Raw genomic sequence first — 15,321 nt, forward strand, 5'->3', positions numbered from 1 at the left:
AGTCAAAAGCTGTGAGTCCCTTCTACTTTTTTCTGTTTGATAAAAAAATCATAACCGTTTATCTTGATAAGCAGGATAAAAATCATTCTCTCCAACAGTCCGGCCAAATTTCTGGAAATTTCAAAGGAGCGGTTTTCATGAGCACAATCGGCAATCGGATCTTCAGCGAAGTCAGACGCCCGGGGCGCGATCTCGTCGAAGCCTTCAAGGGCATTCCTTCCAGCAATATCAACGACGAGATGAACCGCCTCTTCTGCATGCACGACTTCGTGCGCCTCGTCAATCCCGACCATGCCGTGCAGTTGCTCGGCACGGCCGTCACGGTCAAGGTCCCCTCGGGCGACAATCTGTTCTTTCATCAGGCGCTCGACATGGCGCTCCCCGGCGACGTTATCGTCGTGGACGGCGGTCACTGCAACAATCGTTCGCTGGCCGGCGAGATCATGCTCAAGTTCGCCCAGTACAAGGGGCTTGCCGGCGTCGTCGTCGACGGCTGCCTGCGCGATCTCGACGCGCTGCGCGGGCTGTCCATGCCGGTCTACTGCGCCGGCATCACGCCGCAGGGGCCTTTCAAGAACGGCCCGGGCGAGATCAACGCGCCGATCGCCTGCGGCGGGCAGGTCGTGTTCCCCGGCGACATCCTGGTCGGCGACATGGACGGCATCGTCGTGATCCACAAAGAGGACGCTCCGGAAATGGCGGCTGCCGCGCAGAAGAAAAAAGCTTCGGAGGACAAGACGTTCGCGCTGATGGACGGCGACTGGAAAGCGTACGCCGAGAAGCACGCTGTCACCACCAAAAAGCGCATGGAAGGCCGCACTCCCGAATTTCTCGGCAGTTTTGCTGACAAATACGGCCTGTAAAGCGTCCGCTCCCGAAAGAAGCACGGTGTTATGAATAAAGTCGTCATCGCCGGCAGAGTGCCGGACGCGGGCAGAAAAATCCTGTACGAACGCTGCGCCGGCCGCTACGAGGTGGCAGAGGTCCTGAGCAGCGAGGATCTGGCGAAGCATCTGGACGCTACCTATTATATCCTGCGCGGCTTCCCGATGGGAGCGGCGGAAATCGAAAAGCTCGGCGGCGGCGCCCGTCTGATCCACCGCTGGGGAGTCGGTTTCGACGCGGTCGATATCGAAGCGGCGGGAAAAAAGGGCATCACCGTCTCGATCTGCGCCGGCGTCAACTCGCAACCCGTCGCCGAACTGACCGTCATGCTGATGCTCGCCTCGCTGCGCCATTTGCCCGAGCTGATGGACCGCGCCAAAGCGGGATGCAGGGACAAGGAAGACATCATCGCGCGCTCGTGGCTGATCTGCGGCAAACGCGTCGGTCTCGTCGGCCTTGGCAGCATCGGCCGGCGCGTGGCCGCAGCCGTCGGCGGCATGGGCGCGGAAGTGACCTATTACGATCCTTTCCGCGCCGCGCCGGAGACCGAAAAAGAGCTGGGCGTCGAATTTCTGCCGCTCGACGAACTTCTGAAAAGCAGCGACATCGTCAGCCTGCACATGCCTCTGCTCGATTCGACCCGGCACCTGATCGACGCCGCCGCCCTCGCCAAAATGAAACCATCGGCCTTGCTGGTCAATACCGCCCGCGGCGGCATCGTCGATACCGAAGCACTGCTGAAGGCGCTGGCGGAAAAACGCCTCTTCGGCGCCGCGCTCGACACGATCGAGAACGAACCGCTCCCCGCCGGTCATCCCGCCTTCAGCCTCGACAACCTGATCATCACTCCCCACGCCGGCGGCAACACGGAAGACAACAACCGCAACATGGCAGCCTACATCATGGACAACATCGACGCCGTGGAGAGCGGGCGCGGACCGAACCCGCGCAGCGTCGTCAACCGGCAGTTCCTTGGCAGTCAGCGGATTTCTGATCCGCTCTGAAATGTTCACACCGCACCGGATCCTCAAAATTTTTCAGGAGGCGAATCATGATGAGAAAAAGCTCGCGCATCGCAGGTATTGTGACGGCGCTGACTATTCTGTTCTGCGGCGCCGCTATGGCAGAAATTAACTGGCCCACAAAGCCGATCACGCTGGTATGCGGGTACAGCGCCGGCGGCAGTTCCGATCTCGGCTGCCGCTATCTGGCGGCGGCGCTTGAAAAGCAGCTCGGCGTGCCCGTCGTCGTCGAAAACCGTCCCGGCAGCGGCAGCTGGGTGGCGTGGAACCGTTTTCTCCACAACACGCCCGCCGACGGCAACACGTTCGCCCTCGTCAACCTGAGCGCCGTGTTCGGCCACTACGACGACAAGACGCCCCGCAAGGAGACCATTGACGACTTTGAGCTTCTTGCCAACCAGGCCATTGACTATCAGGTCATCGCCATCCGCCCCGACGAAAAGCGTTTCACGGATTATAAAAGCTTGCTCGAATACGCCAAGAACAACGAGCTTCTGACGGCCGCCTCCAGCACCGGCATTACCAGCGGCGAAGCGAGCGTGGCCCGCATGCTCGGAAAATTCCACGGCGCCAAAGTCAGCGTCGTGCCCGTCGGCGGCGCCGGCGACGCGAACACCATGTTCATCTCCGGCAACATCGACTTCCTGATCGGCAATGTCGGCGACGTCACGCTCAATCCCGAAAACTACAGGGTCATCGTCCTCTTTGCCAACGAGCGCGACGAACAGCTGCCCGACGTGCCCACCGAGAAGGAACTGGGGCTGGGCGATTACGTATCCTTCTCCGCGCGCGGCTACGCTTACATGAAGGGAGTCGATCCCGAGATCGTCGCGAAGATGACTCAGGCTGTCAGCGCCGCCATTCAAGACCCCGAGTGTCTTGAGAACATGCGCAAGATGGGCGTCAACGTCGAGCTCTATGCCGGCGGCGCTTACAAGAAGCTGCTGAACGATCAGCTCGAATGGAGATGCAGGATTTGGGACGTGAAGCGTTAATCCCGGTCTGATGAAATTTTTCGCGCCGCTGCCTTTTGCTGGTCAGCGGCGCTTTGAGTAAAACAAGGGGAGGTTTCTCATGAAACGACATCAGGACGTGACCATTGGCATCGTCATCCTGCTGTTCTGCGCCTTTTTCACGCGTTGTGCCCTGCGTATGGACATGGGACCGGCCCTGATGCCGCTCATTCTGCTCGCCTTTATGGCGGTATTGGGGCTCATCATCCTGGCCGACGGCATTCGAAAAACGCGTCACGCAACGGCGGAAAATCCCGTCAAGCCTTTCGTGACCTGCGCTGCGTTGAAAACGCCGCTGACCATGTTCGCTTTGATCGTTGTCTATGTGCTGCTGTTTCTCGCCGTCGGCTACTATGCCGCAACGGTGCTCTTCCTGATCGCGGCGATGCGTTTTCTCAAGCAGAAGAGCTGGCCGCTCATCGCGATGACCACCGCCGGATTCGTGGCCTTCACCTACTTTTTCCTTGTCCGCCAGCTGAACGTCTCCATCGACGAATTGGGCTGGATCGGCAACTGGCTGCAGATGCGCGGCGGATTTTAGGAGGCGATCTCATGGAACTGGTCAAACAGGTTCTCGGTATGACGTTTGAGTGGGGGGCGTTGACGGGGCTGATCGTCGGCACCGTAGGCGGCATCATCATCGGCGCGCTGCCCGGCTTCAGCGCTTCCATGGGCGTGGCCCTGCTGATTCCCATCACCTACGGAATGTCGCCCGTCGCCGGGCTGATCATGCTGACGGCGGTCTACACGTCGGCCATTTACGGCGGCTCGATCACCGCCACTCTGTGCCACACGCCCGGCACGCCGGCTTCCGCCGCGACGGCGATCGACGGATACAAGCTGACCCAGCAGGGGCGCGGCATGGAAGCCGTCGGCGTCTGCACGGTCGCTTCCATGATCGGCGGCGTCGTCGGCGCGCTGGCGCTGTTGTTCCTTTCGCCGCCGTTGGGAAAATTCTCTCTGCAATTTTCGGCGCTTGAATACTGCATGCTGGCCATCTTCGGCGTCACGATCATCGCCTCCCTGGCTGGAGAGTCGCTGTACAAAGGGCTGTTTTCGGGCATTCTCGGTCTGTTCCTCGGCACCGTCGGCTTGGACGCCATCACCGGCACGCCGCGTTTCACCTTCGGCTCCATCCAGCTTGAGGACGGCATCCAGTTCGTCCCCGCGCTGATCGGCATGTTCTCGATCTCGCAGGTCATGATCATCGCCGACGACGTCTTCAAGGGCAAGCATACCATCGTCGACGAAAAGAGCATGACGGGGCGTATCCTGCCGCCCTGGAACGAATTCAAAGAGCTGGTCCCGACCATTGCGCGTTCGTCCATCATCGGCACGATCATCGGCATCATTCCGGCGGCCGGCGCCGGCGTTTCTTCGTGGGTTTGCTACAGCCTCGGCAAAAAGTTCTCCAAACATCCCGAGAAATTCGGCAGCGGCTCTTTTGAAGGCGTGGCCTCGTCCGAAGCCGGAAATAACGCCGCCACCGGCGGCGCGCTCGTTCCTCTGATCACGCTGGCTCTGCCCGGCAGCGCGGTGGCGGCCATCCTTCTCGGCGGCATGCTCATGCACGGGCTCGTCCCGGGAGCTTCCATGTTCACCGAAAAGGCCCCCGTCACCTACACGATCATATTCGGCTATCTGCTCTCGAATATTCTCATGGGACTCATCGGCCTGGCCATTGCCAAATACGTGGCCCGGGTCAGCACTGTTCCGATGGGCGTGCTCGGCCCGCTTGTCGTCGCGCTCTCCGCCATCGGCACCTACGCGATCCGCAACAACATGTTCGACGTGTTCGTGATGCTTGCGTTCGGTCTGCTGGGGTATCTGCTGCGGCGGACGGGCTTCGCCACCGCGCCCCTCGTGCTGGGCATGGTGCTGGGCGAAATCGTCGAGAGCAATTGGCGCCGCGCGCTGATCATGTCCCGCGGCAACATGTTCAAATATTTCCTCAGCCGCCCCATCAGCCTTGCGCTGCTGGTCCTTATCGCGCTTTCCATGTTCACGCCGGTTCTGATGAACTATGTGAATAAAAAGTCGAGGGTTCAGGAAAAATCCGCCTGACCCCATTGCGCATACAAAAATTTCTGCCCGGGCATTGCAGCCGGGCAGAAATCTTTTTGTATCGAAACGTACAAAATAGGTCGTAAAAGTCGTATCGAATCAACCGTTGGCCGTCCCCGCCAGGCCGATGATCGCGCCGGTCCAGCGGCGCATTTCCGCCATGCCGCGGCCGCGGACGCGCACGGTGCGGCCGCCGAGGCGTTCGAGCGCGGGAATTTGGATGGCCGCGTCGCACTGCGTCGTCGTATGGAACGTGACGCGCAGGTCGTAGCTGCCGTCGCCGATGTCGAAAAGCGGGATTTGGCGCGCTTTCAGGCGCTCGACGGCTTCCTTCGCCTTCGCCTTGATATAGCCGTAGGAATCCGCCGGCGACAGGCAGTCCGCCGCCAGACGGCCTTTGGCGACTTTCACCCGCGCGTAGACGGGAGCCGCGCCGAGCTGCGCGCGGACTTCGCGCTCCAATGCGTCGTCACCCTCGACCAGCGCTACCGGCAGGCCGAAGGAGGAGGCGACGGCGGCGTTCAGTCCCAGTTCGCCCATCTCCACGCCGTTGAGCGTAATGGAATAGACCGTGCCGCCGGAGATAGTGTGATCGAGCACGGCGACGGGAGTGCCGGCCATGGCGTGGTAGCCGATGAAGAAAACGCCGTCGCTTCCCGAGCAGCCTTCCATCATGCCCAGGGGCTTGGGCGTGCCGCTGAGCAGGCGCACGCGACTGCCCAGGCCGTTGATGTCGACGTTGATCTTGCGCCCGTGCGCGTCGTTGACCAGTACTTCGTCGGCGCCGGCTTCCAGCGCGCCCTCGGCGGCGGCGCGCACGTCGTGCAGTTCCATCTTGCAGCCGAAGGCGTATTCGGGACGTCCGTTCATGGTCTGATGAACGTCGGTCACGCCGGTGCAGCCTTCCATATCGGCGCTGATGTAAATTTTCATGGGGCAATCAGATTCCTTTCACGAGATTTTTGTTTGTCACGAAGGGCGCGGCGGCGACAGCAAAGGGACTGAGGGCGGAAAAGGCCGGCCTCAGTCCCTCTTTCGCGCCTGGATCCGCGCACTTCCGTTTTTTTGCGAACCGTTATTCCACGTAGGTCAGATGGTTCACCATGACGAAGTTGATCGGGTAAATGTCGAGGTTCTTCACTTCCTTGCGCACGGCGTACAGGTTCTTGATAGAGTAGATGGGGATGCGGGGCTGGTCGGCGATCAGCTGTTCTTCGATCTTTTCGTAGGCGGCCTTGCGCAGGGCGTTGTCGGATTCGCGCATGCCGTCTTTGATGCCCTGGTCGACGATCTCGTTGCGGTAGAAGCTCTGGTTCTGTCCCATCGGAGGCACCAGCCAGGAAGCGAGCAGCGGACGATACACCCAATCGGCGTCGCCGGTGGAGGGGCTCCAGCCCATCATGAAAATCTGCGCCTTATTCTTCTCTTCGGGCAATTCGATGCGGGAGTTCAGCGTCGCCCAGTCCATGGTCTGGAGCTTGATTTCCATGCCGACGGCCCGGGCGAAGCCGATATAGGCTTCGGGGATGATGGCGCTCTTGCTGGAGGTCCACAGTTCGACGCTCAGGCGCTTGCCTTCGGCGTTGGTGCGGATGCCGTCTTTGCCGATTTTGTCCCAGCCGGCCTCCGCGAGCAGTTTTTTGGACAGCTCGGGGTCGTAGGCGATCATGTTGTTCTGACCGGCGGCGCAGTTGATCATTGGGGAGATGATGCTGTAAGCTGGAACGGCGTTGCCGTGCAGGATCTTGTCGCAGATGCCCTGGCGGTCGACGCTGTGGCTCAAAGCCTGACGCACGCGCACGTCGCCGAGGATTGCGTCGCTGGTGTTGACGACAAGCGTGTAAACGGTGATGTTGGGGAAGATGCGCATCTCAACATCGTCTCGGGTTTTGAGCCGTTCCACGTCGTTGGTGTCGATGGACTGACCGACGTGGGCTTCGCCGGTTTCGACGAGCATGGCGCGCGTCGAGGGCTCGGGCGCGAACTTGTAGATCAGGCCCTTCAGTTTGGGCTTGCCCTGCCAGTAATCTTCGAACGCGGACATTTTCACGTAGTCGCCGGGTTCCCATTCCTCGAACTTGAACGGGCCGGTGCCGGAGGGCTGGCGCTTGATTTTGGCGTTTTTCTTGGGATCCTTGACGTAGCTGGGGTCGAGGATCAGGCCGGCGGTGTGGGCCAGATTGTTGAGGAAGGGGCCGAAGGGCTGCTTGAGGTCGAACGCCACGGTGTATTCGTCGACGACGCGCACTTCCTTGATGATGGGCTGATAGAGCGATGTCCTCTTGTAGCGTCCGTTCAGGATGCGGTCGAAGTTAACCTTGACGGCCTCGGCGTTGAAGGGCGCGCCGCTGTGGAACGTGACGCCTTCGCGGAGTTTGAACGTCCAGGTCAGTCTGTCTTCGGAGATTTCCCAGCTTTTGGCCAGCTTGGGAACGACGTCCAACGACATGTTGAAGTCGACGAGTCCCTCGTAGATCTTGCGGTTCAGGTCTTCGGACGGCGTGTCGGTGATGTCCTGGGGATCGAGCGAAATGACTTCTGCGTACTTTACGACGGTCAGAACGTCCTTGTCTAGAGCCAGAATCGGTTCGGCGGCGAGCAGAGCCGCCCCCACGAGCGCGAGCAGCGCGGTATGGTAAAACTTCATACGGCATTCCTCCTTGAAAGACTCTCGTCCCTTGCGGGAATTTCCTCGCCGGCGCGCCAGCGCCGGCAAACGGATTGCTAAACCTGATGGCACGCGACCCAGTGCCCGTCGCGCGCCTCTCTCCACTGCGGACGCACGCTCCGGCATTCGTCGGTCGCCTGCGGACAGCGCGTGTTGAAACGGCACCCAGCCGGCGGGTCAATCGGGCTGGGAATGTCTCCTTTGATGATCTTGTCGGAAATGTCCTCGCCGGTGACGTAGGGTTTGGGAATGCTGCGCAGCAGCGCTTGCGTGTACGGATGAAGCGGGTTGCGGAACAGCTCCTGCCGGTCGCAGAATTCCATCAGGCTGCCGAGGTACATCACGGCGATGCGGTGGCTGATGTGACGGATCACCGAGAGATTATGGCTGATGAACAGATACGAAAGATGTCTTTTCTTTTGAATATCCTTGAACAGGTTGAGGATCTGCGCCTGCACGGAGACGTCGAGCGCCGAAGTCGGCTCGTCGAGGACGACGAACTCGGGGGACGAGATCAGCGCCCGGGCGATGGCGATGCGCTGGCGCTGGCCGCCGGAGAATTCGTGCGGATAGCGCGTCATGTGCTCGACTTTAAGGCCTACTTCCTGCATGCCGTTCAGCACCAGATCGCGCACTTCGTCTCTTTTCAGCTCGGGACGCTGCACTCTCAGAACGCGGCCGATGATGTCGCCGACGATCATACGCGGATTCAGCGAGGCGAATGGATTTTGGAAGACCATCTGCACCCGGCTGCGGAATTCGCGCTCCTCCTGCGGCGAAAGGCCGAGGATCGACCGTCCCCGGTACAGGATCTCGCCCGACGTCGGTTTGAGCAGGCGCAGCAGCATGTTGCCCACGGTGGATTTACCGCTGCCCGACTCGCCGACCAGCCCCAACGTCTCGCCCTCGGGGATGGAGAAGGAAACGCCGTCCACGGCCTTGACGTACCCCGCGACCGAATGGAAGAGCACGCCCTTCAGAATCGGGAAGCACATGCGAAGATCTTTGACTTCAACGATATTCATAGCAGGCCACCTTATGTCCTTCCTCCGCCTCCACGGCCGCCGGGCGCGCCAGAGCGCAGCGCTCCGTGGCGCGCAAACAGCGAGCGCGGAACTTGCAGCCTTCCGGCAGGTGCAGCAGATTGGGCAGCGCGCCGGGAATGACTTCCAGATATTCCTGCGCCTGATCGAGGCGGGGAATGGCTCCCAGCAACCCCTGCGTATAAGGGTGAAGCGGATGTTCGAAGATCTGGCGGACTGAGCCGTATTCGATGATGCTGCCAGCGTACATGACGGCCACTTTCTGTGCCATCGTGGCGATCACGCCGAGGTCGTGGGAGATCAGCATGATGCTGCTGCCGAAATCCTTCTGCAAATCCTTGATCAGCGACAGGATCTGCGCCTGAATGGAAACGTCGAGCGCCGTCGTCGGCTCGTCGGCGATCAGCATACGGGGATTGCACGACAGCGCCATGGCAATCATGACGCGCTGTTTCATGCCGCCCGAAAACTGATGCGGATAGCGCTTCATCGACTTTTCGGGATCGGGAATATTGACTTTTTTGAACATCTCCGCGGCGCGTTCGTGAATCTGCGCCGCGCCCATATCGGGATTGTGAACGCGGATCGCCTCTTCCACCTGACGCCCTACCGTGAAGACGGGATTCAGGGAACTCATTGGATCCTGAAAGATCATGGCAATATCCTTGCCGCGGATCTGGCGCATCCGTTCCGGCGTCGCCTGCGCGAGGTCTTCGCCCTCGAACAGAATTTTGCCGCCGATGATCTTTCCCGGCGGCGACGGAATCAAACGCATGATGCAGGCCGAGGTCACCGACTTGCCGCAGCCCGTCTCGCCGACCAGCCCCAGGATCTCGCCGCGGGCGACGCTGAAACTGACGTTTTCCAGAGCCTTGACGATTCCTTCTTCCGTGTAGAACCATGCGTTCAGATTTTCGACGCGAAGCAGCGTTTTATCGTCAGTCATGGCGGATTACTCCTTCAAACGGGGATTCAACGCGTCCTGAAGTCCGTCTCCAAAGAAATTGAAGCCGAGGACGACGATCATGATCGTCACGCCGGGAATGATCGCGACATGAGGGGCGGAGCGCAGGTACACCCGGGCGGCGGAAAGCATCGTTCCCCATTCGGGAGACGGCGGCTGCACCCCCAACCCGAGAAAGCCCAGCCCCGCGGCCGTCAGCAGCACCGTCGCCATGCGCATCGTCGTCTGCACGATGATCGGCGAAATGGCGTTGGGCAGCACATAGCGGAACAGGATCGACAGATCGCTCTCGCCGATCGCCCGCGCCGCCGTCACGTAATCGTTTTTCTTGACGCTGATCACCGCGCCGCGCGACACGCGCGAAAACCCCGGCACTGAATTGATGCCGATAGCGACGATCAGATTCGTCAGACTTGGCCCGAGGATGGCGACGATTGCCAGAGCCAACAGAATGCCGGGAAAAGCCATCATGACGTCCATCAGGCGCATGACGATCTCGTCGACCTTGCCGCCGAAGTAGCCGCTAGCCGAGCCGAGGAACGTCCCCACCGCCAGCGAGATCATCACCGCCCAGAACTGAATCACCAGCGAGACGCGCGCGCCGTAAAGCAGACGGCTGAGGATGTCGCGTCCGAATTCGTCGCAGCCCAGCCAGTGAGCCATACAGGGGCGCAGATAGGAAATATTCAGATCCTGGAAATAAGGATCGTACGGCGCCAGCCACGGGCCGCAGACTGCCAGAAACAGATAGACGGCCACAATGATCAGACCGACGACCGCCGTCTTGCTCCGGCGCAGACGACGCCATACCAGCGCCGCGTGAGTTTGCGTTCTCCTCTGACTATTCATAGCGGATCCTCGGATCGAGAAAAGCGTAAAGGATATCGACCAAAAGGTTGGCCCCTACGTAGATAAAAGCCACCACCAGCAGCGTCGCCTGCACCACGGGATAGTCGCGCCCCAGAATCGAATCGACCAGCAGACGTCCCACCCCCGGCCAGGCGAAGACTGATTCGGTGAGAACGGCTCCCGTCAGCAGCGAACCGATCTGCATGCCGATTATGGTCACCGTGGGGATCATGGCGTTTCGGAGCGCGTGCAGATACACGACGACGCGCTCCGTCAGCCCCTTGGCGCGAGCCGTCGTCACATAATCCTGGCGCAGCACGTCCATCATCGTCGAGCGGGTCATGCGCGCGATGATTCCCGCCGATCCCGTACCCAGCACGACGGCAGGAAGAACAATGTGCCGCACGCCGCCCATGCCGGCGGCCGGCAGCCACCCCAGTTCGACGGCGAACAGCATGACCAGCATGATCGCCAGCCAGAAAGCCGGCATCGAGACTCCGATCAGCGCCAGCGACGTGGAAAGATAATCGATCCACGAATACCGCCGCACCGCCGAGAGAATTCCCGCCAGCACCCCCAGAGCGACCGCGAGCAGCATCGCCGCTCCGGCGAGAACCGCTGTGTTCTTCAGCCGCGATGCGATCAGGCCGATTGCGGGAACCTCGTATTTCATCGATTCAAGCGAACCGTCGAAAACTCCCTTGACAAACCGCACATACTGGACGGGCAGAGGATCGTCCAAACCGAACCGGTCGCGGATCAGCCGAACATCTTCGATCGTCGCGTCGGGGCCGGCAAGCAGCAGCGCCGGATCGCCCGGAGTCAGGTGCATGATGAGAAACGCGACAATGGAGACGCCGATCATGACAGGAACGGACATCACAAGTCTGCGAAGAATGTACTTCCCCATCCTGTTTCATTTTCCCCTTTCCCAAAGTTTCAACCGCCGCGCGCTTCTTCTCGTCATCTCCTTCATGTTCTCATTAAATAAAGACGCTTTCACGGGCGTCTTTCTCGCAATGTTTTATGTATTCTTTGTTTTGAAGTATAAATAGTAGCCCTGTTTTTTTCAACTGCATCCTCAAGACGACCTCGATAAAAGTATACATTTTCCCCTGTTCAACCAGAAGAAACGTCGCCGCCGCACGTTGGAAAAAACTGCTTTTCGCTCCGTTCCGGATCCAGCAACATCCGCTCGAAGCTCTTCATGGCCGAAGTGAAATAAACGCCGCGGCGGCTGCTCAGGAACGCGTCGCGTTCCGCGTAGCGGCTGTCGAGCTTGTAAAAATACAGCGCCTCGCAATCGGAGCTCTGCACGAGCCGGTTGCTCAGGATCGTCGCGCCCAGTCCGAGGCGGGCGAAGTTGAAGGATTCGGCCGACTGCTCCACCTCGAGAACTACCGGCGGATCGACGCCGCGTTCGCGGAAGAGGATGTCGGTGTATTGGCGAAGGTAATTCTGATTGCTGAGAAGGAGAAACGGCATCCGAGCGAAAGCGTCAAGCCGCACCGACCGCGCCGCGGGGATGGAAAAGACCGCGTCGCCCAGTTCGTCCGGCGCAAGCCGTTTGCCATAGAGCGTTTCATTGACGCCGAACGATTTCGGTACAGCGAGGATCAGGCACTCGCGATAGCACACCTTCTGCTCGTACTTCTTGCCGTCGTAAGGACGGTTGGTGATCACGAAATCCAGCTCGCCGGAATCGAGCAGATGCTTGGCCTGCATTGTATTCAAATTGCGGACCTGCAGCTCGATCTGCGGATACCGGCGGTGGAAATCCGCCAGCCGTTCCGTCACGAAATAGGACATGCCGAGATTGCTGCCGCCGACCGCCAGCCGGCCGCTTTGCAGCGTCCCCTCTTTCTCGACGAACTCGCGCAGCCGCCGCTCCAGTCCGCGCAGCTGTTCCAGCGCCTGAATGTATTCCACCCCGAACGGCGTCAGCGTCACGGGCACGGTCTGGCGGTTGAAGATGGGCAGTCCCAGTTCGGCTTCCGCCTTTTTGACGGTGATCGAGAGCGACGGCTGGGTGATGAATAGTTTGTCCGCCGCTTTGCTGAAGCTTCGTTCGCGGTAAACGGCATAGATATAGTCAGCGTACTGAAACATGGCGCGGTCTCCTTATTTTGGGGTAATGTGCGTTGATCATTTATCTTTATCTATGATGACATTTTAACATTTATATTGGATTATATTCGACAGTTGACATTTAATATCGGTGCAAGAACAAATTTTTACGATCGAAAAGAGGCTGGCGCACAATGATCGATTTAAGAAGCGATACGCTTACGCTCCCGGACCGCCCCATGCTGGAGACGATCCTGTCGGCGCCGTTGGGCGACGACGGACGGCTGGACGAGGAAGGACGCGGCGAAGACGCAACGGTCAACAAACTGGAGGACATGGCGGCCTCTCTCACGGGCAAGGAAGCCGCGCTGTTCTGCGCCTCCGGCACGATGGGCAACCAGGCCGCCCTGCTGACCTGGTGCCGCCCCGGCGACACCGTGCTGGTCGACGAGCTGCAGCACCTCGACCGCAGCGAAAAAACCGCCTTCGAGCCGCGCTTCGGGCAGATGGAAAAAGCTTTTTACAAATTCGACGCCGACGGCATGCCCGACCCGGCCGACATGGAACGAACGCTCAGGGAAAAATCCGTCAAGCTGATCTGCGTCGAGAACTCCCACAATTACACCGGCGGGACCTGTATCACGCCGGAACGCATGGCCGCCGTCCGCCGCCTGGCCGATAAATACGGCGTGCCGGTCCACATGGACGGCGCGCGCGTTTTCAACGCCGCCGCGTATCTCGGCGTTTCCGCGAAGGAATTGGCCCAATACGCCGACACGCTCATGTTCTGCGTCTCCAAGGGGCTGGGAGCGCCCGTGGGATCCCTTCTCTGCGGGTCGAAAAACTTCATCGGCAAAGCCAAGGACACCCGCAAGCTGCTCGGCGGCGCCATGCGTCAGGCCGGCGTTGTCGCCGCGCCCGCCATCTACGCGCTGGAGCACAATATAGAGCGTCTGAGGGAGGACAACGAAAACGCCGCGTACTGCGCTTCGCTGCTGACGGGGCTGAGAAAAACGCTCGTGCAGAAAAACGTGCAGACCAACATCATGATGCTCGACGTAAAGGACTCCGGCGTCACGCCTCGGGAATTCTGCGAGCGCGCCAGGGAAAAGGGGTTGCTGATCCGTCCCATCATCAACACCTCGGTGCGGCTTGTCTTTTACAAAGGCATCACGCGCCGTGACGCGGAACGGGCCGCAGCCATCATCCGCGAGATCGACGCGGCGCTTTGACCATATTCGAAAGGGGCACAACACAGTGATTATCGGCGGTAAAAAGATTTCTCTGACAACGCAGGTTTTCGTGGCCATGATCCTCGGTTCCGTCGCCGGACTCGTGGGCGGCGAGACCATGGTCCAGCTCGGCTTCGTCGGCGACATCTGGCTCAACTGCATCAAGATGATCGTGGTCCCCATGGTGCTCTGCACGATCGTGACCGGCATTACCTCGCAGGACAGTCTGGCTTCCCTGCGCCGCGTCAGCGCGCGCATCATCGCCTATTACGTGGTCACCACTGTGCTGGCCTGCGTGGTCGGGATGATCGTAGCAACGCTGCTCCAGCCCGGAAAGTTCGCCAACTTCGCCGGCATGGCCTCGCAACAGATCAAGGGCGGCGTCGACATCACTTTAGCCGGCTTCCTCAAGGGGCTGTTTTCCACCAATATGATCAAGACGTTCGCCGACGGCAACGTTGTGCAGACGCTGGTCATCGCCATTCTGCTCGGCGTCGCCATCCTGCGCATCAAAGATCCCGAACGCAGGGCGACGATGAAGAAGTGCTTCGACGGCTTCAGCAGCATGGTCTTCTCGCTGATCGGCATGGTCATGGGAGTGTCGCCCATCGGCGTGTTCTTTCTCATGGGCAATTCCTTCGGCAAGTACGGCGCCGGTATCTTCACCTCCATGGCCGTGCTCGTGGGAACCTACTACGCTGCCTGTCTCGCCCACGTCGTCTTCGTGTACGGCGGCTTCCTTCTGGCCTTCAAGCCTCACATGAATCCTTTCCGGTTCATCAAGGAGAGCGCCGACGTATGGATCTACACCATCTCCACGTGCAGCTCCATCGCCACGATCCCCGTCAATATCAAGACCGCCGAAGAAAAATTCGGCATTCCGGAGCGCGTCTCCGGCTTCACCATCCCCCTCGGCTCGCAGATGAACACCGACGGCTCCGTACTGCTCTATGCCTGCGTCATACTCTTCATCAGCCAGATGATCGGTCAGCCCATGTCGATGCCTCAGCTGCTGAATGCAATTTTCATCTCCACCATTCTCTCCATGGGCGGCGCGGGGATCCCCGGCAGCGGCATCGTCAAGCTGATGGTCGTCGTCCAGTCCGTGGGACTGCCCATTGAAGTCGTCGGCGTCATCGCCGCGTTCTATCGCCTCTTCGACATGGGCACCACGACGAACAACTGCCTCGGCGACCTCGTCGGCACCGTCATCGTCGGCACAGCCGAAAGAAAATACGACACGGAGAAACAGAGCGGCTAAGATCTTCTTGCCGAAGCGCAGAAAGACGGAGAGAAAAAAATCGCGGCCGGTCATCGAAGAGCATAGGCTCAACGATGACCGGCCGCGATTTTTATGCGTGAAATTTCCGATGGCGGAGGGGAAGAGATTCGAACTCCCGGAGCTTGCGCTCAACAGTTTTCAAGACTGCCGCCTTAGACCGCTCGGCCACCCCTCCGCGAAGTGCCAGCGGCATTATAGCACGCGCCCCGGCGATTGGCAAAACATGGAGCGG

Annotated in this window: 14 protein-coding genes and 1 tRNA gene; 7 read left to right on the plus strand and 8 right to left on the minus strand. The window is 59.9% G+C overall.

Features of this window, described 5'->3' with window-relative positions:
* Positions 1 to 137: 137 nt before the first annotated feature.
* From FYJ74_RS10450 to FYJ74_RS10470, 5 genes are all read left to right on the plus strand, one after another.
* On the plus strand, positions 138 to 863 hold the full coding sequence (locus FYJ74_RS10450; RefSeq protein ID WP_229769467.1) for an RraA family protein: 726 nt from the start codon (positions 138 to 140) through the stop codon (positions 861 to 863).
* Between the two features lie 30 nt (positions 864 to 893).
* On the plus strand, positions 894 to 1,889 hold the full coding sequence (locus tag FYJ74_RS10455; RefSeq protein WP_154529520.1) for a 2-hydroxyacid dehydrogenase: 996 nt from the start codon (positions 894 to 896) through the stop codon (positions 1,887 to 1,889).
* A gap of 47 nt (positions 1,890 to 1,936) precedes the next feature.
* Positions 1,937 to 2,902 carry a tripartite tricarboxylate transporter substrate binding protein gene (locus FYJ74_RS10460; RefSeq protein WP_154529521.1) on the plus strand — a complete coding sequence of 322 codons (966 nt, stop codon included), beginning with the start codon at positions 1,937 to 1,939 and terminating at the stop codon, positions 2,900 to 2,902.
* Between the two features lie 79 nt (positions 2,903 to 2,981).
* Positions 2,982 to 3,461 carry a tripartite tricarboxylate transporter TctB family protein gene (locus tag FYJ74_RS10465; RefSeq protein WP_154529522.1) on the plus strand — a complete coding sequence of 160 codons (480 nt, stop codon included), beginning with the start codon at positions 2,982 to 2,984 and terminating at the stop codon, positions 3,459 to 3,461.
* 11 nt (positions 3,462 to 3,472) lie between these two features.
* On the plus strand, positions 3,473 to 4,984 hold the full coding sequence (locus FYJ74_RS10470) for a tripartite tricarboxylate transporter permease (protein WP_154529523.1): 1,512 nt from the start codon (positions 3,473 to 3,475) through the stop codon (positions 4,982 to 4,984).
* A 99-nt stretch (positions 4,985 to 5,083) separates the two neighbouring features.
* Here FYJ74_RS10470 and FYJ74_RS10475 read toward each other — a convergent pair whose 3' ends face one another.
* The 7 genes from FYJ74_RS10475 to FYJ74_RS10505 all read right to left on the minus strand — a co-directional run bounded on the left by FYJ74_RS10475 (position 5,084) and on the right by FYJ74_RS10505 (position 12,617).
* Positions 5,084 to 5,917 (minus strand): M55 family metallopeptidase, encoded by an 834-nt coding sequence (locus FYJ74_RS10475; RefSeq protein ID WP_154529524.1) that lies wholly within the window; start codon positions 5,915 to 5,917, stop codon positions 5,084 to 5,086.
* A 142-nt stretch (positions 5,918 to 6,059) separates the two neighbouring features.
* Positions 6,060 to 7,631, minus strand: coding sequence for an ABC transporter substrate-binding protein (locus FYJ74_RS10480; RefSeq protein WP_154529525.1), 1,572 nt, complete (start codon positions 7,629 to 7,631; stop codon positions 6,060 to 6,062).
* A gap of 77 nt (positions 7,632 to 7,708) precedes the next feature.
* Complete coding sequence (locus FYJ74_RS10485) at positions 7,709 to 8,677, minus strand: ABC transporter ATP-binding protein (protein ID WP_154529526.1); 969 nt, start codon at positions 8,675 to 8,677, stop codon at positions 7,709 to 7,711.
* The gene (locus FYJ74_RS10490) at positions 8,664 to 9,641 is read right to left on the minus strand and encodes an ABC transporter ATP-binding protein (RefSeq protein ID WP_154529527.1); all 978 of its coding nucleotides are present in this window, start codon (positions 9,639 to 9,641) and stop codon (positions 8,664 to 8,666) included. The genes FYJ74_RS10485 and FYJ74_RS10490 overlap by 14 nt, the downstream gene beginning before the upstream one ends.
* 6 nt (positions 9,642 to 9,647) lie before the next feature.
* On the minus strand, positions 9,648 to 10,508 hold the full coding sequence (gene opp1C / locus FYJ74_RS10495) for a nickel/cobalt ABC transporter permease (RefSeq protein ID WP_154529528.1): 861 nt from the start codon (positions 10,506 to 10,508) through the stop codon (positions 9,648 to 9,650).
* A complete protein-coding gene (locus FYJ74_RS10500) occupies positions 10,501 to 11,418 on the minus strand; it encodes an ABC transporter permease (protein ID WP_154529529.1) in 918 nt (305 codons plus the stop codon). Before FYJ74_RS10500 ends, opp1C begins: the two co-directional genes overlap by 8 nt.
* Positions 11,419 to 11,627: 209 nt before the next feature.
* Positions 11,628 to 12,617: a LysR family transcriptional regulator gene (locus FYJ74_RS10505; RefSeq protein ID WP_154529530.1), complete on the minus strand. Its 990-nt coding sequence runs from the start codon at positions 12,615 to 12,617 to the stop codon at positions 11,628 to 11,630.
* A gap of 152 nt (positions 12,618 to 12,769) precedes the next feature.
* Between FYJ74_RS10505 and FYJ74_RS10510 the strand changes: the two genes are divergently transcribed.
* Both FYJ74_RS10510 and FYJ74_RS10515 read left to right on the plus strand, forming a co-directional pair.
* Positions 12,770 to 13,807 carry a threonine aldolase family protein gene (locus FYJ74_RS10510; RefSeq protein ID WP_154529531.1) on the plus strand — a complete coding sequence of 346 codons (1,038 nt, stop codon included), beginning with the start codon at positions 12,770 to 12,772 and terminating at the stop codon, positions 13,805 to 13,807.
* A 25-nt stretch (positions 13,808 to 13,832) separates the two neighbouring features.
* The gene (locus FYJ74_RS10515) at positions 13,833 to 15,068 is read left to right on the plus strand and encodes a dicarboxylate/amino acid:cation symporter (RefSeq protein WP_326830932.1); all 1,236 of its coding nucleotides are present in this window, start codon (positions 13,833 to 13,835) and stop codon (positions 15,066 to 15,068) included.
* Between the two features lie 110 nt (positions 15,069 to 15,178).
* Here the strand turns inward: FYJ74_RS10515 and FYJ74_RS10520 are convergent.
* Positions 15,179 to 15,264: transfer RNA gene (locus tag FYJ74_RS10520), tRNA-Ser, on the minus strand.
* Positions 15,265 to 15,321: the final 57 nt, after the last annotated feature.

This window comes from Pyramidobacter porci, assembly GCF_009695745.1.
Taxonomy (GTDB): Bacteria; Synergistota; Synergistia; order Synergistales; family Dethiosulfovibrionaceae; genus Pyramidobacter; species Pyramidobacter porci.

What these genes read in the sequence shown, in the direction of transcription:
- FYJ74_RS10455 (WP_154529520.1), top strand. Translation starts at nt 894, where the DNA reads ATGAATAAAGTCGTCATCGCCGGCAGAGTGCCGGACGCGGGCAGAAAA.
- FYJ74_RS10500 (WP_154529529.1), bottom strand. Translation starts at nt 11,418, where the DNA reads ATGGGGAAGTACATTCTTCGCAGACTTGTGATGTCCGTTCCTGTCATG.
- FYJ74_RS10490 (WP_154529527.1), bottom strand. Translation starts at nt 9,641, where the DNA reads ATGACTGACGATAAAACGCTGCTTCGCGTCGAAAATCTGAACGCATGG.
- opp1C (WP_154529528.1), bottom strand. Translation starts at nt 10,508, where the DNA reads ATGAATAGTCAGAGGAGAACGCAAACTCACGCGGCGCTGGTATGGCGT.
- FYJ74_RS10460 (WP_154529521.1), top strand. Translation starts at nt 1,937, where the DNA reads ATGATGAGAAAAAGCTCGCGCATCGCAGGTATTGTGACGGCGCTGACT.
- FYJ74_RS10475 (WP_154529524.1), bottom strand. Translation starts at nt 5,917, where the DNA reads ATGAAAATTTACATCAGCGCCGATATGGAAGGCTGCACCGGCGTGACC.
- FYJ74_RS10480 (WP_154529525.1), bottom strand. Translation starts at nt 7,631, where the DNA reads ATGAAGTTTTACCATACCGCGCTGCTCGCGCTCGTGGGGGCGGCTCTG.
- FYJ74_RS10470 (WP_154529523.1), top strand. Translation starts at nt 3,473, where the DNA reads ATGGAACTGGTCAAACAGGTTCTCGGTATGACGTTTGAGTGGGGGGCG.
- FYJ74_RS10505 (WP_154529530.1), bottom strand. Translation starts at nt 12,617, where the DNA reads ATGTTTCAGTACGCTGACTATATCTATGCCGTTTACCGCGAACGAAGC.
- FYJ74_RS10450 (WP_229769467.1), top strand. Translation starts at nt 138, where the DNA reads ATGAGCACAATCGGCAATCGGATCTTCAGCGAAGTCAGACGCCCGGGG.
- FYJ74_RS10485 (WP_154529526.1), bottom strand. Translation starts at nt 8,677, where the DNA reads ATGAATATCGTTGAAGTCAAAGATCTTCGCATGTGCTTCCCGATTCTG.
- FYJ74_RS10465 (WP_154529522.1), top strand. Translation starts at nt 2,982, where the DNA reads ATGAAACGACATCAGGACGTGACCATTGGCATCGTCATCCTGCTGTTC.
- FYJ74_RS10510 (WP_154529531.1), top strand. Translation starts at nt 12,770, where the DNA reads ATGATCGATTTAAGAAGCGATACGCTTACGCTCCCGGACCGCCCCATG.